The organism is Streptomyces chattanoogensis, from assembly GCF_001294335.1.
Lineage (GTDB): Bacteria > Actinomycetota > Actinomycetes > Streptomycetales > Streptomycetaceae > Streptomyces > Streptomyces chattanoogensis.
On record NZ_LGKG01000001.1, the window covers coordinates 77,013 to 101,901 of the forward strand.

The 24,889-nt window shown below is 71.1% G+C and carries 20 protein-coding genes; 14 read left to right on the forward strand and 6 right to left on the reverse strand.

What is annotated here, in order from left to right; genetic code table 11:
- Positions 1-70 precede the first annotated feature (70 nt).
- From ADL29_RS00330 to ADL29_RS00385, 12 genes are all read left to right on the forward strand, one after another.
- Positions 71-1,216, forward strand: a complete 1,146-nt coding sequence (locus tag ADL29_RS00330) for a nucleotide disphospho-sugar-binding domain-containing protein (protein ID WP_053921804.1) — start codon at positions 71-73, stop codon at positions 1,214-1,216.
- Positions 1,217-1,228: 12 nt separating this feature from the next.
- Positions 1,229-2,377 carry a nucleotide disphospho-sugar-binding domain-containing protein gene (locus tag ADL29_RS00335; RefSeq protein WP_053922199.1) on the forward strand — a complete coding sequence of 383 codons (1,149 nt, stop codon included), beginning with the start codon at positions 1,229-1,231 and terminating at the stop codon, positions 2,375-2,377.
- A 281-nt stretch (positions 2,378-2,658) separates the two neighbouring features.
- Positions 2,659-3,279 (forward strand): dTDP-4-dehydrorhamnose 3,5-epimerase family protein, encoded by a 621-nt coding sequence (locus ADL29_RS00340; protein ID WP_053921805.1) that lies wholly within the window; start codon positions 2,659-2,661, stop codon positions 3,277-3,279.
- A gap of 195 nt (positions 3,280-3,474) precedes the next feature.
- Positions 3,475-4,251 carry a class I SAM-dependent methyltransferase gene (locus tag ADL29_RS00345; RefSeq protein ID WP_053921806.1) on the forward strand — a complete coding sequence of 259 codons (777 nt, stop codon included), beginning with the start codon at positions 3,475-3,477 and terminating at the stop codon, positions 4,249-4,251.
- A gap of 75 nt (positions 4,252-4,326) precedes the next feature.
- Positions 4,327-5,313, forward strand: coding sequence for a dTDP-glucose 4,6-dehydratase (gene rfbB, locus ADL29_RS00350; RefSeq protein ID WP_053921807.1), 987 nt, complete (start codon positions 4,327-4,329; stop codon positions 5,311-5,313).
- 178 nt (positions 5,314-5,491) lie between these two features.
- The gene (locus ADL29_RS00355; RefSeq protein ID WP_063788364.1) at positions 5,492-6,253 is read left to right on the forward strand and encodes an NAD-dependent epimerase/dehydratase family protein; all 762 of its coding nucleotides are present in this window, start codon (positions 5,492-5,494) and stop codon (positions 6,251-6,253) included.
- A gap of 697 nt (positions 6,254-6,950) precedes the next feature.
- Positions 6,951-7,889: an NAD-dependent epimerase/dehydratase family protein gene (locus tag ADL29_RS00360; RefSeq protein ID WP_053921808.1), complete on the forward strand. Its 939-nt coding sequence runs from the start codon at positions 6,951-6,953 to the stop codon at positions 7,887-7,889.
- Positions 7,890-8,051: 162 nt separating this feature from the next.
- Positions 8,052-9,302, forward strand: a complete 1,251-nt coding sequence (locus tag ADL29_RS00365; RefSeq protein ID WP_053921809.1) for an activator-dependent family glycosyltransferase — start codon at positions 8,052-8,054, stop codon at positions 9,300-9,302.
- Between the two features lie 216 nt (positions 9,303-9,518).
- The gene (locus ADL29_RS00370; protein ID WP_053921810.1) at positions 9,519-11,594 is read left to right on the forward strand and encodes a thioredoxin domain-containing protein; all 2,076 of its coding nucleotides are present in this window, start codon (positions 9,519-9,521) and stop codon (positions 11,592-11,594) included.
- 82 nt (positions 11,595-11,676) lie between these two features.
- Positions 11,677-12,681 carry an MDR family NADP-dependent oxidoreductase gene (locus tag ADL29_RS00375; protein WP_053921811.1) on the forward strand — a complete coding sequence of 335 codons (1,005 nt, stop codon included), beginning with the start codon at positions 11,677-11,679 and terminating at the stop codon, positions 12,679-12,681.
- Between the two features lie 73 nt (positions 12,682-12,754).
- Positions 12,755-13,354 carry an amidase family protein gene (locus tag ADL29_RS00380; protein ID WP_053921812.1) on the forward strand — a complete coding sequence of 200 codons (600 nt, stop codon included), beginning with the start codon at positions 12,755-12,757 and terminating at the stop codon, positions 13,352-13,354.
- Entirely contained in the window at positions 13,341-13,889 is a 549-nt protein-coding gene (locus ADL29_RS00385; protein WP_078970628.1) for a MerR family transcriptional regulator, read from the forward strand. The genes ADL29_RS00380 and ADL29_RS00385 overlap by 14 nt, the downstream gene beginning before the upstream one ends.
- Here ADL29_RS00385 and ADL29_RS00390 read toward each other — a convergent pair.
- Entirely contained in the window at positions 13,879-14,520 is a 642-nt protein-coding gene (locus ADL29_RS00390; protein WP_053921813.1) for a TetR/AcrR family transcriptional regulator, read from the reverse strand. The genes ADL29_RS00385 and ADL29_RS00390 overlap by 11 nt on opposite strands.
- A 346-nt stretch (positions 14,521-14,866) precedes the next feature.
- Entirely contained in the window at positions 14,867-15,568 is a 702-nt protein-coding gene (trhA, locus tag ADL29_RS00395) for a PAQR family membrane homeostasis protein TrhA (RefSeq protein WP_078970688.1), read from the reverse strand.
- Positions 15,569-15,819: 251 nt separating this feature from the next.
- On the opposite strand from trhA, the gene ADL29_RS00400 reads away from it, so the two are divergent.
- Complete coding sequence (locus ADL29_RS00400; protein WP_053921814.1) at positions 15,820-17,652, forward strand: phosphoenolpyruvate carboxykinase (GTP); 1,833 nt, start codon at positions 15,820-15,822, stop codon at positions 17,650-17,652.
- A gap of 66 nt (positions 17,653-17,718) precedes the next feature.
- On the opposite strand, the gene ADL29_RS00405 is transcribed toward ADL29_RS00400, so the two are convergent.
- The gene (locus tag ADL29_RS00405; RefSeq protein WP_053921815.1) at positions 17,719-18,156 is read right to left on the reverse strand and encodes an SCO4983 family protein; all 438 of its coding nucleotides are present in this window, start codon (positions 18,154-18,156) and stop codon (positions 17,719-17,721) included.
- A 142-nt stretch (positions 18,157-18,298) separates the two neighbouring features.
- Complete coding sequence (locus ADL29_RS00410) at positions 18,299-19,510, reverse strand: pyridoxal phosphate-dependent aminotransferase (RefSeq protein ID WP_046930828.1); 1,212 nt, start codon at positions 19,508-19,510, stop codon at positions 18,299-18,301.
- Positions 19,511-19,700: 190 nt separating this feature from the next.
- Here ADL29_RS00410 and ADL29_RS00415 point away from each other — a divergent pair, with 190 nt between their 5' ends.
- Entirely contained in the window at positions 19,701-21,791 is a 2,091-nt protein-coding gene (locus ADL29_RS00415; protein ID WP_078970689.1) for a P-loop NTPase fold protein, read from the forward strand.
- On the opposite strand, the gene ADL29_RS00420 is transcribed toward ADL29_RS00415, so the two are convergent.
- Both ADL29_RS00420 and ADL29_RS00425 read right to left on the reverse strand, forming a co-directional pair.
- Entirely contained in the window at positions 21,788-23,419 is a 1,632-nt protein-coding gene (locus ADL29_RS00420; RefSeq protein ID WP_053921816.1) for an N-acyl-D-amino-acid deacylase family protein, read from the reverse strand. The genes ADL29_RS00415 and ADL29_RS00420 overlap by 4 nt on opposite strands.
- A 119-nt stretch (positions 23,420-23,538) precedes the next feature.
- Positions 23,539-24,828 (reverse strand): amino acid deaminase, encoded by a 1,290-nt coding sequence (locus tag ADL29_RS00425; RefSeq protein WP_053921817.1) that lies wholly within the window; start codon positions 24,826-24,828, stop codon positions 23,539-23,541.
- Positions 24,829-24,889: the final 61 nt, after the last annotated feature.

Here is a 24,889-nt window from a genome sequence, read left to right on the forward strand (position 1 = left end):
CCTGCTCACCTGACCCACTTCCCGTTCGGGAAGCAGCCCCCCGACAAGACGAGAAGAGAACGGTTCGCCCATGAAGATGCTGTTCGTCGCGGGCCCCACCCCGTCCAACGCGTTCGCTCTCGCCCCGCTCGCGACCGCGGCACGTGATGAGGGGCACCAGGTTTTCATGTCGACACTGAAGGAGCGGACATCGGTGGTGGCCGGGCTCGGCCTGCCCGCCATCGCCGCCACCACCACCCCGATAGCCGACATCAAGGCCACGCGGCGCTCCGGCGAGCGGGAGATCGTCCCGGACGACGTGGACCACCCCGAGTTCATCCAGTACACGGGCCGCTGGTTCGGGCGTGTGGCGGCGGAAAGCCTGGTACAGCTGCGGGAGGTGGCGGCCGGCTGGCGCCCGGACGTCGTGATCGGAGGCCCGCACGCCTACGCGGCGGCGCTCCTGGCCCACGAACTGTCGGTGCCGTGGGTGCGGCACACCTGGGCCGCGCTGGACACCGTGGGCATCCACGTGGGCAGCGAGGGGGAACTCGAGCCGGAACTACGGCAGTTGGGCCTGGACGGCGTCCCGCAGCCCGATCTGCTGATCGACAACTGCCCGCCCGGAGTCCGGTGGGCCGGCGCCGCCCCCGCCCAACAGCTCCGGTGGGTCCCCATCAACTCCCAGAATCCCGTCGAACCGTGGATGTACACCCGCGGCGAGCGGCGCAGGGTGTGTGTGACGGGCGGAAGCATGGCCGCCCGGGACAACAACTTCGAGCTCATCCGGAGCATGGTGGACAGCCTCGCCGTCCTGGACGCCGAGATCGTCATCCCCGCGCCGGAGGAGGTCGCCGCCGAACTGCGCAACCAGTGCGACGGCATCCGGGCGGGCTGGATTCCGCTGGACGTGCTGATGCCGACCTGCGACCTCATCGTGCACCACGCCGGCGGCCTCACCGGACAGACCGCAATGATCTCGGGAGTGCCGCAACTGCTCCTGCCCCAGGAGAAGAAGGTCCGCCGCGCCGCGCAACTCGTCGCCGACTACGGTGCCGCGATCAACCTGCTGCCCGACGAGGTCACCCCCGACAGCGTCGCGAAGGCCCTCCAGACACTCATTGAGGACTCGGCTTACAAGGACAGGTCCCAGGCTCTCGGCCGGGAGATCGCCGCCATGCCGTCCCCCAGCGAAGTGGTCGGCGTACTCGAGGACCTGGCAACCCGCACACGTTAGGGAGACATGTCGATGAGGGTTCTCTTCGTCACCGGCGGCGGCCAGGCGACCGTGTTCTCGCTGGCCCCGCTCGCCACGGCCCTGCGCGGCGCGGGCCACGAGATCTTCATGGCGGCCAACAGCGACCTGATGTCCGCCACCGAGGCGGCGGCGATCCCGGCGGTCTCGACGACCGACCTGCCGATCCGGCACTTCATCTCCCAGGACCGGCAGGGGCGGCCGGTGCCTCCGCCACTCGACGCCGGGGTGACCGAGCAGGGCGTGTTCACCGGCCGCTGGTTCGGCCGTATGGCCGCCGCGAGCCTGGGCGTCCTCAAGGAGTTCACGGCGGCGTGGCGCCCCGATGTCGTCGTCGGCGGGACCATGACATACGCGGCACCGCTGCTGGCGCGGCATCTCGGGGTCCCGTGGGTGCGGCTGGCGTGGGACGCGATCGACGCGACGCATGTGCACCCCGGCGCCGACGAGGAACTCCAACCCGAGCTGAGCGAGCTGGGACTGGCGCACCTCCCCGAGCCCGACCTGTTCATCGACGTGTGCCCGCCCAGTCTGCGGCCTGCCGCCGCCCGCCCGGCATCGCCGATGCGGTATGTCCCCGCGAATCGGCAACGGCAGCTCGAACCGTGGATGTACACCCGTGGGGACCGCCGCCGGATCTGCCTCACCGCCGGCAGCCAGGTGACCCGCGACGGCCACCACAAGCTCTTCGAGTTCCTGACGCGTACGGTGGCCGAGCTGGCCCCGCTCGACGCCGAAGTCCTGATCGCCGCTCCCGACGGCCTTGCCGCCGACCTGCGCGAGGCCTGCGGCGATGTGCGCGCGGGGTGGTTCCCCCTGGACGTTGTGGCCCCGACGTGTGATCTGCTCGTGCACCACGGGGGCGGCGTGACCAGCCTGACGGGCATGTACTTCGGGACGCCCCAAGTCATCGTCCCAGGCGCGGAGATGCTCGCCGACGCGGCCGAGCGCCTGGCCGGCTACGGCGCGGCCGTGACGCTGAAGACCGGAGAGGACGCGCCCGACGCCGTCGGTGCGGCATGCCGCGAGGCCGTCTCGGACGTCTCCTATGTCACCCGCGCCCAGGCGCTCCGCGACGAGATCACGGCCATGCCGTCGCCGAACCAGATGGTGGGCGCGCTGGCGGCTCTGGCGCACCGCTGAACGTTCCTCCGACATTTCTTGTAAAAGCTCTGAAGTGGCGGTGTTGACGTTGAACAGGGCCGAAGATAAATTCCCTTATCAGTGTTCGCATTGCTTCATCTCCGATGAATCCCAGGCGCCCGCAGAGGGGTATTCACCTCGCGTGCGCTTCGGTTGTCCGCGATCCCGCGCCAGGCCCGCGTGGCCCGCCTGATCGCTTCTTTCTCCACCGATGCCCCGGCTCCGCCGTGTGATGCACGGAAGATGTTCCTTGCCCATTTAACTCCTGTTCGGAGAGATACATGGAAGCGCGAAAGCTCGCTGTGCAGGGCGCGCTGGAATTCACCTCGCGGACGTTCTCCGACGAACGCGGTGTGTTCGTCGCTCCTTTTCAGCAGTCGGTCTTCGAAACCGCCAGAGGGGGACCGCTGTTCGCGGTCGCCCAGGGCAACCACAGCCTGTCCCGACGAGGCGTCGTCCGGGGCATTCACTACACCGTCGCACCTCCGGGCGCCGCCAAGTACGTCTACTGCGCGAGCGGGCGGAGCCTGGACTTCACCGTGGACATCCGGCGCGGCTCGCCCACGTTCGGCAAGTGGGAAGCCGTCCTCCTGGACCAGTCCGGCTTCCGTGCCGTGTACCTGCCGATCGGCGTCGGTCACGCCTTCGTGGCGCTCACCGACCACACCGTCATGTCGTACCTGACCTCGGCCCCGTACGTCGCGGAGCAGGAGCTGGCCCTCTCGCCGCTTGATCCGGCGCTCGGCCTGCCGATCCCCGAAGACATCGACCCGATCCTCTCCGAGCGGGACGCCGCCGCTCCCACCCTCGCCCAGGCCGCGGAGCGCGGGCTGCTCCCCGACTACGAGCTCTGCCTGGAACTGGAGGCCCAACTGGGCACCGCGTCAAGGGCGGAGCGCTGACCGGACCCCGCTCGTGAAAGGCATCACCCTCCGCAGCCTCCTCGGCGACGGCTCCCACCTCGGCCTGAGCATCGACCACGCCGCGCGCGAGCCGCGGCGAGCCACCACGTCGTGGCCCGCAAGCCCGCCCAGTTTCGCGGCTCTTCGGCCATCGGAAACCGAGCGAAGAACGAGAGAGAACGAGAAAGGAAGAGCATGATGAACAGTGACTACAAAGACCCCAAGGTCGTGCCGCACGAGTCGGAGCAGGAACGGGAATCACGCCTGCGCCTCACCAAGCTCCTGGCCGAGACGCCGATCCCGCCCGAGTACCTGATCGACAACCTTCCGGTGTACCTGCGTCGCCATCAACTCGCCGACCTGCTGGCCATGGACGCGCTGTACCGGATGGTCACCGATGTGCCAGGGGTGATCATGGAGTTCGGCGTTCTCCACGGGCGCCATCTCGCTTCCTTCACTGCCCTTCGCAGCATCTACGAGCCCTATAACTCGCTCCGTCGCGTGGTCGGCTTCGACACCTTTACGGGATTTCCCGATATCGCTGACATCGACCGTGCGACGCCCAGCGCGGTCGCCGGCCGGTTCGCTGTTCCCGAGGGCGAAGTGGATCACCTTCGTGCAGTGCTCGCCGCGCACGAACTGGGCGAACCCTATGGCCACACCCAGCGCAGCTTCGTGGTGCAGGGGGATGTCCGCAGTACGCTTCCCCAGTATCTGGAAGAGAATCCGGAGACTGTCATCGCCCTGGCTTACATCGATGTTGATCTGTATGAGCCCACGCTGGAGATCCTTCACGCCATCCGGCCGCACATGGTCAAGGGAAGCATTCTGGCATTCGATGAACTTGCCCACCCGAAATGGCCCGGCGAGACCAAGGCGCTGGCCGAATTCATGGAGCTCGGCAACGCGAAACTGCGCCAGCTGCCCCACCGTGAATCCCCGATCATCTATCTGGAGTGGGGGGAGAACTGATCCGCCGCCGCGCAGGCTCCAGCACCCCCACCACCGGCCCGTCGCCGGTGACCATATGCGAATCGAGAGAGCGGCATGAGGAAGATCCTGGTCACCGGCGGCGCCGGTTTCATCGGCTCGCACTATGTGCGCACGCTTCTCGGCGGAGGCTACCCGGAGTGGGAGGGTGCGCATGTCACCGTCCTGGACAAGCTCACCTACGCCGGGAACCGCGCGAACCTCCCCGAGACGCACCCGCGCCTGACCTTCGTCCGCGGCGACATCTGCGACAGCGATCTGCTGCGCCGACTGCTGCCCGGGCACGACGCGGTGGTCCACTTCGCCGCGGAGTCGCACGTGGACCGCTCCCTGGAAGCGGCCGAGGAGTTCGTCCACACCAATGTGACCGGCACTCAGCGGCTGCTCGACGCGGTCCTCGCCAGCGGTGTGCGGCGCGTCGTCCACGTCTCCACCGACGAGGTCTACGGGTCCATAGACGAGGGGTCCTGGACGGAGGACTGGCCACTCGAGCCCAACTCCCCGTACTCCGCCTCCAAGGCAGCATCGGACCTGCTGGCGAGGTCGTACTGGCGCACCCACGGGCTGAACGTCTCGATCACCCGCTGTTCCAACAACTACGGTCCGTACCAGCACCCCGAGAAGCTCATCCCGCTGTTCGTCACCAATCTGCTCGAAGGACAGCAGGTGCCGCTCTACGGCGACGGCGGCAACATCCGCGAGTGGCTCCATGTGGACGACCACTGCCGTGCGATCGACCTCGTGCTGAACAAGGGCCGGGCCGGTGAGATCTACAACATCGGCGGCGGCAACGAGCAGACCAACCGGGCCATCACCGAACGCCTGCTCGCACTGACCGGCTCGGACTGGTCCAGGGTCCGCCGGGTCGCCGACCGCAAGGGGCACGACCTGCGCTACTCCCTCGACGAGACGAAGATCCGCGAGGAGCTCGGCTACGCCCCGCGGATCACCTTCGACCAGGGGCTCGCCGACACCGTGGCCTGGTACAGGGACAACCCCGCCTGGTGGAAAGGCGCCACGCGGGGAGGCGGTTCGCAGACGTGAGGCCCCTCCTCCCGTGGCTCCGGCCGGCGGCGCCGGGCCGCACCGGGCGTGGGCACCCTCGCCGACAGCGGCACCGTCACCGAGTGCGGCTCCTGGGGCAGCGTGCACCCAGGCCCTGGTCGATCGAATGTTCGATTACATCATCATCGTCGATGAAGGAATTCGTGGAGGCCCGCGGATGACCATGGAGATCTTGGGCAACGGATTCCTCGCCCGGAACCTGAGCCCTCTCGCGCACCGCCACCCGGGCACGGTCGCCATGGCGGCGGGCGTCTCCTGGGCCAGCGGCACTTCGGACGCCGACTTCGCGCGGGAGGCCGCACTGCTGACACAGGCCGCAGACCGGTGCCGTGCCACCGGGCGCCGGCTGCTCTTCTTCTCCACCGCGGCCACCGGCATGTACGGCGCGGTGGACGGGCCCGGCCGGGAGGACAGCCCGATCACCCCCTGCACCCCGTACGGTGCACACAAGCTCGCGCTGGAACGCCAGTTGCAGGATTCCGGTGCCGACCATCTGATCCTGCGTCTGGGGCACCTCGTCGGCACCGGACAGCCCCCGCACCAGCTGATCCCCGCCCTTATCCAGCAGATGCGCAAGGGCTCGGTGCGCATCCAGCGCGCCGCCGCCCGTGACCTGATCGACGTCCGCGACGTGGTCACCGTCATCGACCGGCTGCTCGCCCAGGGGCTCTGCGGCGAGACCGTCAACGTGGCCTCCGGTACGGCCGTACCGGTGGAGCGGATCGTCGACCACCTCGAGACCCGACTGGGTCTGTCGGTCCGCCGCCGGTACGAGGAGGCGGGCGCCCATCACGTCATCTCCACCGAGAAGTTGCGCGCCCTCGTCCCGGAGACGGCGGCCATGGGCTTCGGCCCCGGCTACTACCGGCGGGTGCTCGACGCCTTCATCGCCACGGCTGATCCCTCCACGGCCGCCTGATCGCCCTCCCACCGATCCCTCGGACGGCGCCGCATGCTGCCCGCGCGATGGCGGCGCAGGCCGGAGTGGAGAGCGCCGCGATCGCCGGCCGCGACGCCGCCAGGGCCCGCGAGCCGGCCGGGCACACCGTTCACCACCGACAGGGGAGACATCATGGGCAAGCTCTCAAAGGCAGCATGGGGCACGGGGCCGAGCCGGGGAACCGGGCGGGCCACCGCCCCGGACGTCCAGGTCAGCCCTGCGGGCGTGGTGGTCAAGGGCGTCCCGGAGCAGCTCGTGCCGGACTTCTCCCGGCGCCTGGGCGCCCCGCGGAGCACCGTCAGCAGGGTGGCGCCGGGCGGCACGGACAACGGCAGCGCGCCGGCGCACCATCTGTGTTCCCGAGGCTCTCCGCGCGGTCCTGACCGCGCGCCGTCCTCCACGCGCACCCTCCCTGGCGAAGACCACTCCGTGCTCCGCCGCGGCGACACCCTGCTTCCCCAGGATCCAGTCGATCCGGTCGCCGTGGCCGACGCGTCCACCGCGCAGGTGGCCGGAGAAGAAGCGTCCTGCCCGTATGCCCTCCCTGTCGCCACGTTCGGGAAGCGGGACAGCCGGCGGGTGCCTGCCCCAGCGGCCGGCACTCGCCGGAACACCGCGTCATCGGGGGCGATCACCTGCGTGTGGAGATCTCGACATGACACATGAGCAGCCTTGCGTGGGGGTACTGGGAGGCAGCGGTTTCGTGGGCCGGAACCTGCGCGCAGCCTTCCGGTCGTCGGGCGCCCGGGTCGTCAGCGTCTCCCGGACCCTGCCCGGCGGCACCGGCGGCGACGATCCGGAGGGCGAGCGCTCCATCGCCTTCGACCTGCTCGCGGACGGACCCGCGGAACTCGGCGCGATGCTCGCCGACACCGGGGCGGATGTGATCGTCAATGCCGCCGGCGGCTATTGGAAGATGACAGGCGGGCAGATGTGGGGAGCCAACACGGAGTTGGTGAGCGCCCTGGTGGCGGCGGTGCGGAAGCTGCCGCACCGGCCCCTGCTGATCCAGCTCGGCAGCGTCCACGAGTACGGCCCCGGCAGCAGGGACGCCGGTATCACCGAGGAGCGGACACCAGCTCCGGTCAACGCCTACGGCCGCTCGAAACTGGAGGCGGCACGCCGCGTACTGGATGCGGCTGGCACATCCGAGCTGAACGGCGTCGTGCTGCGGATAGCCAACATCATCGGCCCGGGCTTGCCGGCCGGCAGTCTCCTCGGCGACATCGCGGCGCACCTGAAGCGGTTTGCCCGGGACGGCGACACCGCCGGCAGCGAGCTGGTCCTCGGCCCACTGAGCGCGGAGCGTGACTTCGTCGACGTACGCGATGTCGCCGACGCCATACTTGCCGTGGCGCGCGCGCCACGGGCCGACGTGTCGGGGCGCGTTATCAACATCGGCAGCGGAGCGGCGGTCAGCGCGCGCCGAGTGGCAGAGCGGCTGATCCAACTCAGCGAACTGCCGGTCCGGCTGGTCGAGCGGGCCCGGACGGACACCTCCCGCAGTGACGTGGACTGCCAGATGCTGGACATCTCCCTGGCGCGGCGGCTGTTGGGCTGGGAACCGCGCCGGGACCTGGACGCCTCACTCACCGCGCTCCTCGCGGCCGCGTGAGCCCGTCCGGCCCCGAACCACTGCGCTCCGCCCCTCCACCGCCGGTTCGTCCGCCCCCACCGCCGGTTCGTCCGCCCCCACCGCCGGTTCGTCCGCCCCGTTGCCGGGTGAGGCGGCCGGCCTGCGGCCTTCCCTGCACGACACCCCAACGGAGAAGCACCCATGCGTGTTCTGTTCGCCGTCTTTCCCGCCACCGCACATGTGCACCCGATCGTTCCGCTGGCCTGGGCCCTGCAGAACGCCGGCCACGAGGTACGGGTGGCCATTCATCCCGACGCCGTGGACCTCGTCACCAGCGCGGGCCTCGCGGCCGTGCCTCTCGGCTCCCGCGACAAGCTCGCCTCAGTGGTCGAGTTCAACACGAATCCCGACCTGACCGACAGCCTTGACGACGCCCTGTTCCTGGACACCGCGGATACGTCCGGCTGGGAGGAGCAGTGGGAGAGGATGTGCAAGGTCCTGTCGCTGTACCGCCAGGTCCTGCCCGACTTGGTTGACTTCACCCGCAGTTGGAAGCCAGACCTGGTGGTGTGGGACCAGTTCTGCGTTCCGGCCGCGGTGGCCGCGCGGGTCAGCGGCGCGGCCCAGGCCCGCATGCTGTGGGGCCGTGACAACATCGGCTGGCTGCGCGCGCGGTCTCGGGAGCACCTGGCGGCGCGGGGGGCGCAGCCGCTGGAGGACCCGGTACACGCCCTGATGGAAGGCATGCTGACGCCCTACGGTCTTGAGTACGAGGAGGAGTTGCTGCTCGGGCAGTGGACCATCGACCCCATGCCGAAGGGGATGCAGCTGCCGGTCGACCTGCCGTTCCTCTCGATGCGCCGGATTCCCTTCAACGGGACGGCCTCCGTGCCCAGTTGGGTCAACGAGCGGCCCGAGCGCCCGCGGGTCTGCCTCACCCTCGGTGTCGGCGGGCGCGGCCGCCAGCTCTTCCGGCAGAGCGGTGTCTCGTTCGCCGAGGTCGTCGAGGCAGTGGCCGAGCTGGACGTGGAGCTGGTGGCCACGGTGGGCGCCGCGCAGCGGAGCTCCATCGCCGCGGTGCCGGACAATGTTCGCCTGGTGGAGTACATACCGCTCAGCTACCTGCTGCCGACCTGCTCGGCGGTCATCTACCACGGTGGCGGCGGCACTTTCGCGGCCTCGGTGGCTCATCGGGTGCCGCAGCTGATCACGCCGATGCTGTTCTGGGGCGAGACCACCATCGCCAAGCACGTCGCCGACAGCGGCGCCGGACTGGTGATCGACAGCAACCGGTTCACTGCGGACGCCCTGCAGAAGGGGCTCACCCGGCTGCTCGAGGACCAGTCCTTCCAGGACGGTGCCGCCGCGCTGCACAGGGAGTGGGAGGAGACGCCCTCCCCTGCCGACCTCGTCCCGGTACTGGAGGAACTGACCGCCCGCCACCGCCGCTGAGGGGGGGCGAGCCGACCAAACGGACCCCCTGCTCGATGAGCAGGGGGTCTTTTTCCGTTTCTGGGCCTGATCGAGCAAGGGGCAGGCACCCGCCGAGAAGGGTGCGGCGCTGCGGCCACCGCGCCGGCCGGCACGGGTGCCGGGGCTTCGGGCCCACCGCATCGGTTCGGCGTCTCCCTGCTGATCAGCGCGCTTGAGTTGTGCGACGATGCCGGTATGAACCGACTGGCCAACGAGCAGTCGCCCTATCTGCTCCAGCACGCCGACAACCCGGTCGACTGGTGGCCGTGGTCCGCCGATGCGTTCGAGGAAGCGCGACGGCGCGGCGTCCCGGTGCTGCTCAGCGTGGGATACAGCTCGTGCCACTGGTGCCATGTGATGGCCCACGAAAGCTTCGAGGACCCCGCCACCGCCGCCCTGCTCAACGATCACTTCGTCGCCGTCAAGGTCGACCGTGAGGAGCGGCCGGACGTCGACGCGGTCTACATGGAGGCCGTACAGGCCGCGACCGGGCAGGGCGGCTGGCCGATGACGGTCTTCCTCACCCCGGACGCCGAGCCGTTCTACTTCGGCACCTACTTCCCGCCCGCGCCGCGCCACGGCATGCCGTCCTTCGGGCAGGTCCTCGAAGGCGTACGCAGTGCCTGGGCCGACCGCCGCGACGAGGTCGACGAGGTCGCCGGCCGGATCGTCGCCGACCTGGCCGGCCGCTCGCTCGCCGAGTCGCTGCCCGCGGAGCGCCGCCCGCCGCGCCCCGAGGAGCTGCACACCGCCCTGATGGCGCTGACCCGCGAATTCGACGCGCTGCACGGCGGATTCGGCGGGGCGCCCAAATTCCCGCCGCCCATGGTGCTGGAATTCCTGCTCCGCCACCACGCCCGTACGGGCTCGGCCGCGGCCCTGGAAATGGTGCAGACCACCTGCACGGCGATGGCCCGCGGCGGCATCTACGACCAGCTGGGCGGCGGGTTCGCCCGCTATGCGGTGGACGCGACGTGGACGGTCCCGCACTTCGAGAAGATGCTCTACGACAACGCCCTCCTCTGCCGCACCTACGCGCACCTCTGGCGCACCACCGCCCGCGGCGGAGCCGCTGACGGATGCAGCGACCTCGCCCGCCGGATCGCCCTGGAGACCGCCGACTTCATGGTCCGCGAACTCCGCACCGACCAGGGCGGATTCGCCTCCGCACTGGACGCGGACAGCGACGACGGCACCGGGTCCGGCAGGCATGCCGAGGGCGCCTACTACGTATGGACACCGGACCAGCTCCGCTCCGTACTGGGCGAGAAGGACGCGGAATTCGCCGCCACCCACTTCGGCGTCACGGAGGACGGGACCTTCGAGGAGGGGGCCTCGGTCCTGCAGCTCCCCGAGGTGACCGATGGCCCGGTGGACGCCGAACGGTTGGCTTCTGTCAAGGAGCGGCTGCTCGCGGCGCGTGCCGAGCGGCCGCGGCCCGGCCGGGACGACAAGGTCGTCGCCTCCTGGAACGGCCTGGCCATCGCCGCACTCGCCGAGACCGGCGCCTACTTCGACCGCCCCGACCTGATCCAGGCCGCCACCGACGCCGCCGACCTCCTGGTCCGCGTCCACATGGACTGGCAGGCCCGGCTGCACCGCACCTCCCGGGACGGCACCGCGGGCGCCAACTCCGGTGTCCTGGAGGACTACGCCGACGTCGCCGAGGGATTCCTGACGCTGGCCTCGGTCACCGGGGAGGGCGTGTGGGTGGAGTTCGCCGGCTTCTTCCTGGACACCGTCCTCGTCCAGTTCACCACCCCGGACGGTGCCCTCTACGACACCGCAGCCGACGCCGAGACGCTCATCCGCCGCCCCCAGGACCCCACCGACAACGCCACCCCCTCCGGCTGGACCGCCGCCGCCGGCGCGCTGCTCTCGTACGCGGCGCTGACCGGCAGCACCCTGCACCGGGACGCCGCCGACCGCGCCCTGGGCATCGTCACCGCCCTCGGCGGCCGCGCCCCGCGCTTCATCGGCTGGGGCCTCGCGGTCGCCGAGGCCGCCCTGGCCGGGCCCCGCGAGGTCGCCGTCGTCGGCCCCCGGGACGATCCCGCCACCGCCGCCCTGCACCGCGCCGCGCTGCTCGGCACGGCCCCCGGCACGGTGGTCGCGCTGGGCGCCCCCGGCTCGGACGACGCCGGGGAGATCCCGCTCCTCATGGACCGCCCCCTGGTCGACGGCCGCCCGGCGGCATACGTCTGCCACCACTTCACCTGTGAGCGGCCGACGACGGATCCGGAGGAGCTGGAGGAGCGGCTGCGGGGGTGAGGCACCGGCCGTTTCCGCCTCAAGTCCTAGGACCATCGGCCGGTTTGACCTTGACGCGCGCGTCAAGTTCTAGCCTCGGCGCATGACGAACCGCACCTACCGTGAAGTCCGCCTGGCCGCCCGCCCCCAGGGGCCCGTCACCGATGATCTCTTCGAGATCGCGGAGGTGCCGCTGCCCGAGCCGGGGCCCGGCCAGGTGCTCGTACGCAACACCCACATGGGGGTCGCCGCCGTGATGCGCACCCTGATGGAGGAGACCAGCACGGTGCCGATCCCGTCGTACGAGATCGGGGCGCCGCTGCACGGGTCCGCGGTCGGCGAGGTGGTGGCCGCGCCCGGGGGCGAATTCACCCCAGGTGACCTGGTGGAACACCGTCTCGGCTGGCGCGAGTACGCGCTGCTGGACGCCGCCGGGGTGCACCGCCTCGACCCCGGCCTGATGCCCGACCGCGCCGCCTGCCTCTCCCAGGGGCCCACCGCCCTGATGGGCATCGCCCGCGGAGCCGAAGTCCGCCCCGGGGACACGGTGTTCGTCACCGGGGCGGCGGGCGGCGTGGGCTCCCTGGCGGGCCAGATCGCCCGGCAGTACGGCGCCGCCCGGGTCATCGGCAGCACCGGCTCCCGGCAGAAGGCCGACCGGCTGGTCGAGGAGTTCGGCTATGACGCGGTGGTGATCCGCGGTGCGGGACCCATCGAGGAGCAGCTGCGCAAGGCCGCCCCGGACGGCATCGACGCGCTCTTCGACAACGTGGGCGGCGAGCAGCTGCAGGCCGCCATCGCCCTCGCCAACAGGGGTGCCCGGCTCGCGATCGTGGGAGCCTTGGCCACGCAGCTCTCCACGGACGGACCGGCACCGACGCCGGTCGACACCCTCTCGTTCCTCGCCCGCGGCATCACCATGCGCGGCATCGCCCTTCACGACCACCTCGACCTCATCCCGGAGTGGAACCGGCGCTTCGCCGAGGGCCTGCGCGACGGCACCCTCTCCTTCCCGCACGCCCGGCTGCACGGCATCGAGCAGGCGCCGCGGGCGCTTCGCGAGCTGACCGAGGGGCGCCATCTGGGCGCTGTGGTGGTGGAGTTGTGAGCCGCACGCGGTGAACGAGGCGGCGAGGAACGTCCGCCGCGGGACTGTCAGTGGCCGGTTGTAGCCTGCGAGCGTGGAGACCTTGCTGAGGTACCGATCCCTGGTACGGGAAGCCGAAGCGCTGCGGTCCGGCGCGGACGACCCCGTCGCCGCGGCGCTGCGCACCTGCGACCGTATCGACGCCGTCGATGCGCGGGTGCGGGCCTTCGTACCCGAGGCGGCGCGGCGTACGCGGCTGGCAGAGGCGGCGCGGGAGCGGGTGGCGGCCGGTCCACGGGAAGCCGGGGACCGGCCGCCGCTGTACGGCATACCCGTGGGCCTCAAGGACATCGTGCACGCCGACGGCCTGCCCACGCGTGCGGGGTCCGCGCTACCGCCCGAGGTGCTGGGCGGCGCGCAGGCCACCGTCGTGGACCGGCTGCTCGCCGCTGGGGCCCTGATAGCGGGCAAGACCGTGACGGCGGACCTCACCCACACCGGCAAGTCGGTCATGTGCCTCCCCTGGAGCAACGCCGGGCTGCCGTCACTCAGCCTGCCCGCCGGTCGCGCCGCCAACGGGCTGCCGCTCGGGCTCCAGGTGGTCGGCGCACAGGGTGCGGACGAGCAACTGCTGCAAGCGGCCGCGGGGTTGGAGAGCACACTGGCCAAGGGGGACATCCGTGCGCATCGGTGACGCCGCGGCCGCCGCCGGGCTGACGCCCCGGGCGGTGCGCTATTACGAGCAGCAGGGGCTGGTGACGTTCCGGAGGACGCCGTCGGGGCACCGGGAGTACGACGCGGAGGACATCCGCCGGCTGCGGGCCGTCCGTGAGCTGCGGGAGGCGGGGCTGACCGTCGGCGATGTCCGGGCGTTTGCGCATCTGCTGGCCACGATGCCGGCCGGCGGGGTGCCGGAGGTGATACCCAAGGACCCCCGCTCGGAGCGGTGTGCGGTCGCGGAGGAGGTGGCCCGGCGCCGTCTCGCCGACCTGGACGCCCGTATCGCCCGGCTGTCGCAACTGCGGAGGCGGCTCGCGGCCCGGCTGGGCGAGCCGGGAGAGCCGGGAGAGCCGGGAGAGCCGGTAACGGCCGAGGGCGGGCACGAACCGGGGGCCGGGGCGCGGGCCGGAGCGGACAGCGGGCCGGTCTTCTGGCTCGACGGTGCCGTCCCGCTCGACGCCCCGCCAGACGCGGCCCCGCCCCCGGACGCCCCTCCCCTCAGAGCGTGAGACCGCGGGCCAGGACGTCCATCGTCCGGTGGACCAGCGCCTCCAGATCGGCGTCCGGACCGGCCTCGACCCAGCGCAGCAGGGCCTCCTGAAGGGCCGCCAGGACCGCCGCGGCGACCACCCGCACCTCCAGGTCGTCGGCCGGCCGGCCGGAGCGCTCGGCGAGCACGGCGGAGATCATCGCGGCGTCCCGGGCGGTGTTCTCCGCCGTACGGCCTCTGATGGCGGGCACTTCGCGGACCAGCCGCATGCGCTGGCCGAGTTCCGTACGCTCCGCCGCCGTGATCCTGCCCAGCGCCTCGACGGTGACCTGCCGCATCGACTCGACCATCGGCTCGTCTGCCGGACGGGCGCGCAGCCCCTCCTCCAGGACGCTGTCGTACTCATCGGTCAGGACGATGTCTTCCTTGGTGGGGAAGTAGCGGAAGACGGTGCTGGGCGAGACATCCGCGGCCTCGGCGATCTGGTCGATGGGGGTCGCGTCGTAGCCCTGCTGCTCGAAGAGCCGGTAGGCGGCCCGGCGGATCGCCTGCCGGGTCTGCATCTTCTTCCGCTCCCGCAGCCCGGGCTTCGGGGTCCCGGGCGGCTCGGTCGCGGATCCGGCAGGGGCGGCGGTACGTGCGGTGACCATGGCGCTCATTGTCGGGCATCGGGTGTTCCGGTGACCACGGTTCCGCCCACGGCAGCACGGTGCCTCCCGCCCGCCACGGCCCCGTCCCGTGCACATGGGCGCGGTCCGCGGACGCGGCCAGCCGGTGTACGCCCCCACGAGCAGGCTGCCGAGCAGCGCCTCCCCGGTCCCGCGGCAGGGCCCCCAGCGCCGCATCCGCCGTGACCCGGCTAGCCGAAGTGACAGAAACCACCAAAAGGGGCTTGCTGTCAATTATGACGAATGCGCCGATGGGGGCCGGCCCGTACGGCGGATGGCCGCGACCCGAAGGTCGCGGCCATCTGTTATTTCGTGAGGTCCGGGGCGCCTACGCGTGTGTGTACGCCACCAGCGAGATCCCCACGTAGTGCACGACGAACGCCGCCAGCGTGAACGAGTGGAAGACCTCGTGGAAGCCGAACCACCGGGGTGAGGGGTTGGGCCGCTTGATGCCGTAGATCACGCCGCCCGCGCTGTAGAGGAGGCCGCCGACGATCACCAGCACCAGTACCGCGATGCCGCCCGTCCGCAGGAAGTCGGGGAGGAAGAAGACGGCGGCCCAGCCCATGGCGATGTAGCAGGGGGTGTAGAGCCAGCGCGGGGCGCCGACCCAGAAGACGCGGAAGAGGATGCCGGCCAGGGCGGCCGCCCAGACCGCCCACAGGAGCACTTGGCCGCGGGTGCCCGGTACGAGCAGCATCGTGAGCGGTGTGTAGGTGCCCGCGATGATCAGGAAGATGTTGGCGTGGTCGAGGCGGCGCAGGATGCCGTCGGCCCGGGGGCCCCAGTTGCCGCGGTGGTAGAGCGCGCTGATCCCGAAGAGCAGGCAGGCGCTCAGTGTGTAGATGGCGCACGCCAGCCGGCCGCGGGGGCTGTCGGCGAGGGCGGTGAGTATCACGCCGGACAGCAGCACGGCGGGGAACATTCCGGCGTGCAGCCAGCCGCGGAGTCTGGGCTTGAGTGGTGCGGCCACTGCGGCGACCGCGGAGGCGGCGGTGGGGCTCTCGGCTGCGTCGGGCGCGGAGTTCATGGCGGTCATGCTACCTACGCGACCGTAGGTTACCTCTCCGTCCGGAAGTGGTGACGGTCACGAAGGTGCCCTCTGGACAGAACTCTGTCGGGGTCGGATGATCAAATGAGTGCGGTCGGCACCGGATGAGCGGTCACGAAGCATCCGGGTCGCGGCCCCCAAGGGGCAGGTAAGCGAAGAGGTCCAACAAAAAACGGATGAACCCCGGCAAACCGGGTGGTAGTCCATCACACCCTCATCTAGGAGCGATCGTGGCGCGCGACAACGCGGCTCCCTCCCCCGTCCCGACCCGTCACCAGGACCTGATCTCCTGGGTCGACGAGATCGCAGCGATCACCCAGCCCGACCGGGTCGTCTGGTGCGACGGCTCGGAGGCGGAGTACGAGCGTCTGTGCGAGGAGCTCGTCGACAAGGGCACGTTCAAGAAGCTCGACCCGATCAAGCGCCCCAACTCGTACTACGCCGCCTCCGACCCCACGGACGTGGCCCGGGTCGAGGACCGCACCTTCATCTGCTCCGAGAAGGAGGAGGACGCCGGCCCGACCAACCACTGGAAGGCCCCGGCGGAGATGCGGGCCGTCTTCACCGGAGAGAACGGTGAGGGCGGGATCTTCCGCGGCGCCATGAAGGGCCGCACGATGTACGTCGTCCCCTTCTGCATGGGCCCGCTCGGCTCGCCCCTCTCCGCCATCGGCGTGGAGATCACCGACTCCGCCTATGTCGCGGTCTCGATGCGCACCATGACGCGCATGGGGCAGCCGGTCCTCGACGAGCTCGGCGAGGACGGCTTCTTCGTCAAGGCCGTGCACACCCTCGGCGCCCCGCTGGCCGAGGGCGAGGCGGACGTGCCCTGGCCGTGCAACAGCACCAAGTACATCTCGCACTTCCCCGAGGACCGCGAGATCTGGTCGTACGGCTCCGGATACGGCGGCAACGCCCTGCTCGGCAAGAAGTGCTACGCGCTGCGCATCGCCTCCGTCATGGCGCGCGACGAGGGCTGGCTCGCCGAGCACATGCTGATCCTGAAGCTGACCCCGCCGAGCGGTGAGTCCAAGTACGTCGCCGCCGCGTTCCCGTCCGCCTGCGGCAAGACCAACCTGGCCATGCTCGAGCCGACGGTCCCCGGCTGGACCGTGGAGACCATCGGCGACGACATCGCCTGGATGCGCTTCGGCGAGGACGGCCGGCTCTACGCGATCAACCCCGAGGCCGGCTTCTTCGGCGTCGCGCCCGGCACCGGCGAGCACACCAACGCCAACGCCATGAAGACCCTGTGGGGCAACTCCGTCTTCACCAACGTCGCCCTCACCGACGACGGCGACGTGTGGTGGGAGGGCATGACGGAGGAGACCCCGGCCCACCTGACCGACTGGAAGGGCAACGACTGGACGCCCGAGTCCGGCGTGCCGGCCGCCCACCCCAACGCCCGCTTCACCGTCCCGGCCGCCCAGTGCCCGACCATCGCGCCCGAGTGGGAGGACCCCCGGGGCGTGCCGATCTCGGCGATCCTCTTCGGCGGCCGCCGCGCCAGCGCCGTACCGCTGGTGACCGAGTCCCTCGACTGGAACCACGGTGTCTTCCTCGGCGCGAACGTGGCGTCCGAGAAGACCGCCGCGGCCGAGGGCAAGGTCGGCGAGCTGCGCCGCGACCCGTTCGCCATGCTGCCGTTCTGCGGCTACAACATGGGCGACTACATGGGCCACTGGGTCAAGGTCGGCAAGGACAAGGACCCCGCCAAGCTGCCGAAGATCTACTACGTCAACTGGTTCCGCAAGGACGACAAGGGCCGCTTCGTGTGGCCGGGCTTCGGCGAGAACAGCCGGGTGCTCAAGTGGATCGTCGAGCGCCTGGAGGGCACCGCCGAGGGCGTCGAGACCCCCATCGGCGTGCTGCCCGCCAAGAACGCGCTGGACACTGAGGGCCTCGACCTGGACGACGCGGACCTCGACTTCCTGCTCACCGTCGACAAGGACGTCTGGCGCGAGGAGGCGGCGCTGATCCCCGAGCACCTCAACACCTTCGGTGACCACACGCCGAAGGAGCTGTGGGACGAATACCGGGCGCTGGTGCAGCGCCTCGGCTAGCCGCAGGAGCGTCTGAACGCCCGTCCGGGGCCCCGTACTTGGTGCGGGGCCCCGGACGGTTCGCCGTCAGGCCGTGGCGAGGTCCCGGGCGTCCGTGGCCGCATCGTGCGCCGCCATCCGCTCCGCCGCCAGCGCCTTCGCCGGGCTGTCGTTACGGGAGGTGGCCACCGCCAGGGCGTTCCCCGCGAGGGTGCGGGCGCGCCGGTGCAGGACCGGGACGCGGGACGGATCGCCGCCGTCGCTGGGCTCGGCGCGCAGCGGGTGCCGGCCACCACTCAGCCGCGCCACCTGCTCGGCGATCCGGTCGGCGGCGGCCGCCAGCGCGGCGCCCTCCGGGGCGTCGCCGGCCTGCACCGCCAGGGCGTGCAGCTCATCGGTGACGGTGAGCAGCGCGGTCAGCTGTCCCGCGAGCCGGATCTCCAGCTCCTCCTCGCGGGAGCGGTGCGGTACGTCCGGGACGGCGGCCATGGTGTGGACCGACTTCGTGCGGATCGGTTCGTACATGGGAGGCCTCCTGCAAGCACCTGAAACGAGCAGCCGCACAGGGGCAGCCGAATACGTCTAGGAGGCCATCCTAGCTTAGACCTTGTCTAAAGTTGTGATCCGTATATGAGAAGGGGAGAAGAAGCGGAGAAGTCGCTCCGGGTCAGTACTGTCCGTAACCGTCCAGGAAGGTGCCGATCCGGGTGACGGCGTCCGCCAGATCGTCCGCGCTGGGCAGGGTCACCAGCCGGAAGTGGTCCGGCTCCGGCCAGTTGAAGCCCGTGCCGTGCACGATCATGATCTTCTCGGCGCGCAGCAGGTCCAGGACCATCTGCCGGTCGTCCTTGATCTTGTAGACCTTGGGGTCCAGTCGCGGGAAGGCGTACAGCGCGCCCTTCGGCTTGACGCAGCTGACGCCCGGGATCTGCGTGAGCAGGTCATAGGCCGTATCGCGCTGCTCGCGCAGCCGGCCGCCGGGGAGGACCAGGTCGTTGATCGACTGCCGGCCGCCGAGCGCGGTGGCGACCGCGTGCTGGGCCGGCATGTTGGCGCACAGCCGCATATTGGCCAGGATCGTCAGGCCCTCGATGTACGAGGAGGCGTGCGCCTTGGGACCGCAGACCGCCATCCAGCCGCTGCGGTAGCCCGCGACCCGGTACGCCTTGGACATGCCGTTGAAGGTCAGCGTCAGCAGGTCCGGGGCGAGCGCGGCGAACGGCGTGTGGGTGGCGTCGTCGTAGAGGATCTTGTCGTAGATCTCGTCGGCGCAGACGATCAGATTGTGGCGCCGGGCGATCTCCGCTATGCCGCGCAGCAGTTCGTCGTCGTATACGGCACCCGTGGGGTTGTTGGGGTTGATGACGACGATGGCCTTGGTGCGGTCGGTGACCTTGCGCTCGATGTCGGCGAGGTCCGGCATCCAGTCCGCCTGCTCGTCGCAGCGGTAGTGCACGGCCGTACCGCCGGAGAGGGACACCGACGCCGTCCACAGGGGGTAGTCCGGGGCGGGCACGAGGACCTCGTCGCCGTCGTCCAGGAGCGCCTGCATCGACATCTGGATCAGCTCCGAGACGCCGTTGCCCAGATAGATGTCGTCGACCGACAGCTCGATGCCCTTGGTCTGGTAGTGCTGCATCACCGCGCGGCGGGCGGAGAGCAGGCCCTTGGCATCGCCGTAGCCGTGCGCCGTGCCGACCGAGCGGAGGATGTCCTCCAGGATCTCGGGCGGGCACTCGAAGCCGAATGCCGCGGGATTGCCGGTGTTGAGCTTGAGGATGCGGTGACCCGCCGCCTCCAGCCGCATCGCCTCCTCGAGCACCGGGCCACGGATTTCGTAGCAGACGCCTGCGAGCTTGGTTGACTGGATCACCTGCATGTCCGCCACTTTACGGCGGTGTATCGGCGGGCGCCGGGTGTTTTTCCCCACCTTGATCAGCACTTGGTGTGGGGTTGCTCACGCGGGGTGATCATCGGATGGCCGGGAGCCGGTGCGCCCGCCGCGGCCGGGTGCCGATTTCGTCGGACTCCCGGCGGGGCGCGGCGCGGCGCCGGTACGCTCCGGCGGCATGAGGCCCGACCTGCCGCCGGAGTTCTCCCCGCAGCCCCCGCGCGGCCCCTTCGCCCTGCTCAACGACGAGCCGGTGGCCGAGCCCGGCGCGGATCTGCTCGGCGCAGGCCGGGCCGCCCACCAGCTCGCCGGGCTGCTGGTCGCCTCCCGCGACGCCACCCCCTTCACCCTCGCGGTGGACGCCGGATGGGGCATGGGCAAGAGCAGCCTGATGCGCCTGGTCGACGCGGAGCTCGCGGACCACCCCGAGGTGCACACCGTCTGGTACAACGCCTGGACCTCGACCGGCGCCGACGCCCTCGAAGGGCTGATCAAGTCCGTGCTGATGCGCTTCGACCGGCGGGTGCTGCGGCGCGGCCTCCAGCGGGTCACCGAGCGGCGCGCGCTGATCCGGGTCTTACGGGCCCTGACCACCGTCGCCGCCGGGCCGCTCGGGGTGGCCGGTCTCGTCGACGAGCTCTGGAAGAAGCTGTCCGTCGACTCCCAGGCCCGCAACGCAATGCGCGCCGCCATCGGCGAGCTGGTGCAGGAATGGGGCCAGACCGGCGCCTTCCGGCCGCGGCGGCTCCTGGTGGTCTTCATCGACGACCTGGACCGCTGCTCGGAGGAGACGGTGCTCGCGGTCTGCGAGGCGGTGAAGGTCTATCTGGACGTACCCGGGCTGGCCTTCGTGGTCGGCTGCGACCGGTCGGCGCTGGGGCCGAACGGGCTGCTGCGGGACCTGTCACCGGCCGGGTCGGCGTTCATGGAGAAGATCTTCCAGACCAGCTACCGGATCCCGGCCGCCGACGGACAGGGCGTCAAGGACTACATCCGCTGGTGCGCCCGGACCGCCGGGGTCGAGCCGCTGCTCGACGACGCCCTGGTGGACCTGCTGGCCCAGCGCTCGGACCGTAATCCCCGCCGTATCAAGCGCCTGGTCAACGGCTTCGTCCTGGAGGCCACGCTGAACCCGGTGTGGCGCGACTTCGGCCCCGGCGCGGTGATCAGGACGCTGCTGCTGCAGTACTTCTACCCGGACTTCTACCGGATGCTGACCGGCCCGTCCGGCACCGTGGACGGTGATGTGGTGCGGGAGTTCCGCACGTACCGGGAGGTGCGCCGGACGCTGCTGGCCGCCGGAGGCGGGCTGACCGAGGAGCAGCTCGGGACCGTACGGAGCTTCCTCGCGCCGTACGACCTGCTGCCGCCGGATGCGCGCATCGGGTCCGGCGAGGCGGTGCTGACCGCGCTGGAACGCCAACTGCCCAACGAATTCCCCGACCTGGTGGCCAATTCGGCCTTCACGTCGCTGATCGACGAGCTGACCGCCCTCCCGGACGCGGACCGGCTGCTGCTGCGGCTGCGCGAGGGCCCGCTGGGCGCCGCTGGCGAGCCGACCCGGATGTCCCAGGAATGGGCCCCGGTCTGGCGGGAACTGCCGGGGGCACGCAGGGACGGCTACGCCACCGGGTTCGGGCCGCCGCTGGCGTGGCAGGGGAACGAACCGCCCCTGGGGGCCGGCGGGTACGGCACGCCGCCTGCACCGCAGCAGCCCGCCCCCCAGCCGCAGGGCTCCTACCCCGCCCCCCAGCAGTCGGCCCCGTACCGGCCCGTCCCGTTCCACGTCCTCTGGGTCGACGACCAGCCGGAGCGCAAGGCCGTGGTGCGCGAGGTGCTGGAGAACCTCGGCGTGGGAGTGACGCATGTGTCCGGGAGCTCCGAGGCCGTCGAGGAGCTCCGCCGCAGCACTCCCGACCTGCTGATCTCCGACATCAGCCGGGGGTCGCGGCACGCCGAGGGCTTCCGGATGCTGGAGCAGTTCAAGGAGGACGGGAACTACACCGGTCCGGCGGTGTTCTTCACCATCCGCCGCACCGCCGAACGCGAGGAGCGGGCCGCCGCCCTCGGCGCCTCGCTCACCAACAACGGGCAGGAGCTGCAGGAACTGGTGGTGGCCGCGGAGCGGAACGCGGTCCGGGGACGCCTCGCGGCCACACCCCAGGCCCCGCCCCAGCAGCGCGAGTCCCAGGCCCCGTCCCTGCAGCGTGCCGACCCCGTGGGGCCGGCTCCCTCCTGGGATCATCACCCGTGGGATCTGCTGCCTTAGGGGGTGCACCCCTGGGCGCCCGTCCGCCGTACCGCCCGCCCCGCCAGGACGTCGGTCCGCCGCCCGTCCTCGATCACGAAGCGGCCGGCGATCAGGACGTGGGGAATGCCCGCCGGGAGGGTGCGCGGCTCGTCGTAGGTGGAGCCCGCGGCGACCGTGGCCGGGTCGAAGAGGACCAGGTCGGCGCGGTACCCCTCGCGGACCAGACCCCGGTCCGGCAGCCGGAGCCGGGCGGCCGGGCGTGAGGTGAGGTGGGCGATGCACTCCTCCAGGGACAGGATGCCCAACTCCCGTACGTACCGGCCGAGATAGTGCGGGAAGGTGCCGTACGCGCGCGGGTGCGGCTTGGCGCCCTGGAGGATGCCGTCGCTGCCGCCGGTGTGCACACGGTGGCGCATGATGGCCCGCACGTTCTCCTCGTGGCCTACGTGATGGAGGATCGTCGAGCCGAGACGGTCGTCGACCAGGAGGCGGCGGGCCGTGTCCCAGGGGGCCTCGCCGCGCAGGTCCGCCGACTCCTGGACGGTACGGCCGACGAAGCCGCCCAGAGCCGGTTCCGAGACGCCGGAGATCTCGATGGTGTCCCACTCGACGGGGACGCCGTGGCAGCCGTCGGAGCCGAGCTCCTCGATGTGGTGGCGGATGCGCCCGGCGGTTGCGGCGTCCTTCAGGCGGGCGAGGGTCGCGTCGGGGCCGCCTTCGTTGGCCCAACTGGGCAGCAGCGCCACGAGAGTTGTCGAGCCGGGGGTGTACGGGTACGTGTCGAGGCTGATGTCGGCGCCGTCGGCGAGGGCCCGGTCGAGGAGGGCGAGCAGGTCCCCCGCCCTGCCCCTGTTCACACCGAAGTTCATGGTGGCGTGGGCGAGATGGAGGGAGCAGTCGGCGGTGCGGGCCAGCTCCACCATCTCCCGGTACGCGTCGAGCGCGCCCGCTCCGTAACTGCGGTGGTGGGGGCAGTAGTAGCCGCCGTACGCGGCCACGACCCGGCACAGCTCGGTGAGTTCGGCGTCCTTGGCGTACATGCCGGGGGTGTAGGTCAGGCCGGACGACATGCCGACCGCCCCCTGCTCGAGCCCCTCGGCGACGAGGCGCTTCATGCGGTCGAGCTCGGCCGGGGTGGCGTCCCGGTCGTCCCAGCCGACCGCGGCCATGCGGACCGTGCCCTGCGGGACGAGGTAGGCGGCATTGACAGCGATGCCGCGGCCGCCGTGGGCACGGTCCAGGGCGTCGAGGTACCCGCCGACCGTGCGCCAGGAGAAGTCGATGTCACGGCCCCCGCCGTTCCAGCCGGTGATGGCCCGGCGGATCTCGGCGAGGGTGCGGTCGTCGACCGGGGCGTACGACAGGCCGTCCTGGCCGATGACTTCGAGGGTGACGCCCTGGGCGGCCTTGGCCTCGTGCGCCGGGTCGCGGAGCAGCGCGAGGTCGCTGTGGGCGTGCATGTCGATGAAGCCGGGGGAGAGGGCGAGCCCGTCGGCGTCGACCACGCGCGCGGCCCCCGGGCGCGGCCCGGCGTCCGTCTCCCGTCCGATCCCGGCGATCCGGCCGCCGTCCAGGGCGACGTCGGCGCGGTAGGACGGACCACCGGAACCGTCGATGACGCGGACATTGCGGAAGACGGTGTCCATGGGGCCTCCCGCCCTTCTCATGTGCCCTTCTCACGGCGTGCCGGTCGTACGGCCTCCGGGCCGACGGTGCGCGCCGCCGGGGGGAGGGGGCGCGTACCGTCGGGGGGGGAACCCGGGGATCAGAAGAAGGTGCGGACGTAATCCGTGACCGTGCCGTCCGCCTCCACCAGCGGGATCAGCTGCCACTTGTCGAAGGACGTACACGGGTGGGACAGGCCCAGGCCGACCCAGTCGCCGACCTCCAGGTCACCGGCGTGCTCCGTGGCCAGCCAGGCGTGCTGGTCGGACAGGCCCGTGACGGTCACCCCGTCCGCCCGGCGCTCGCTGCCGTCCCGGCCGGACCGTACGACCTGGGCCTGCGGCAGTCCGAGGTCATAGGGCGCATCGCGCTTGCCCGCGTTGACGAACGCCTGCTGCGGCGTGGGGCGGGAGACGACCTGCGCCCAGAGGCGGAACGCGGGCTGGAGGGCGCCCTCTTCCGGGATGCGGTTGAAGGGGGTGAGGCGGCGGTAGTGGCCGTCGTCGTGCGAGACATACGCGCCCGAGCGGAGCAGTTTGAGGACCGGCGCGGAGAGTCCGGGGATCTCGCCGAAGACCTCGGCGACGGTGTCGAACCAGGCGCTGCCGCCCGCGCTGACGATGATCTGGTCGAGGTCGGCGAACCGGCCCGCCTTGTCGAACTCCACGGCCAGCGCCACCAGCCGGCGCAGCCAGGCGGTCACCCGCGCGGCGTCGGCGTCGGGCACCTCGCCCTCGTAGCCGGCGACGCCGACCAGGCGGAGGGTGTCCACCCCCGCGATGGCATCGGCGAGTTCCAGGCATTCGGCCTCGGTGCGGACGCCGGTACGGGCGCCCTCCCCGGCGCCGAGCTCGATGACGACGTCCACGGGACGGACCGCCCCCGCCTCGCGCAGGGCCGTGTCCATCAGCTCGATGCCGCGCAGCGAGTCGACGTAGCAGACGAAGCGGAAGTCGGCGTCGGCGGCCAGCTCGGCGGCGAGCCAGCGCAGCGCGACCGCGTCCACCACCTCATTGGCGAGGAAGATCCGCTGGATGCCGTGACGGCGGTACACGCGGGCCTGGTGGGGGACGGCGGCGGTGATGCCCCAGGCGCCGTACTCCAGTTGGCGGGCGAAGAGCTGGGGGGCCATGCAAGTCTTGCCGTGCGGGGCGAAGGCGAGGCCGTGCCGCTCGGCGTAGGTCTCCAGCAGGGCGAGGTTGTGCTCGACCGACTCGGCGGAGAGCGCCAGGACGGGTGTGGTGAACCCGCCGGTGAAGAGGTTGCGCCGTTCGGCGGCCAGCTCGCCGACGGTGCGGCCCTCGGCGTCCGGGGGCAGCGCCTTGAAGCGGTGATCGATGCGTTCGTCGGCGAGTCCCTTGAGTGCCTGCGCGAGCCGCTCGTCGGCCATGGGGCCTCCTCGGAAGTCGTGTTGCATTCCTTGCAACAGTCATTGCATATAACGCTTACCG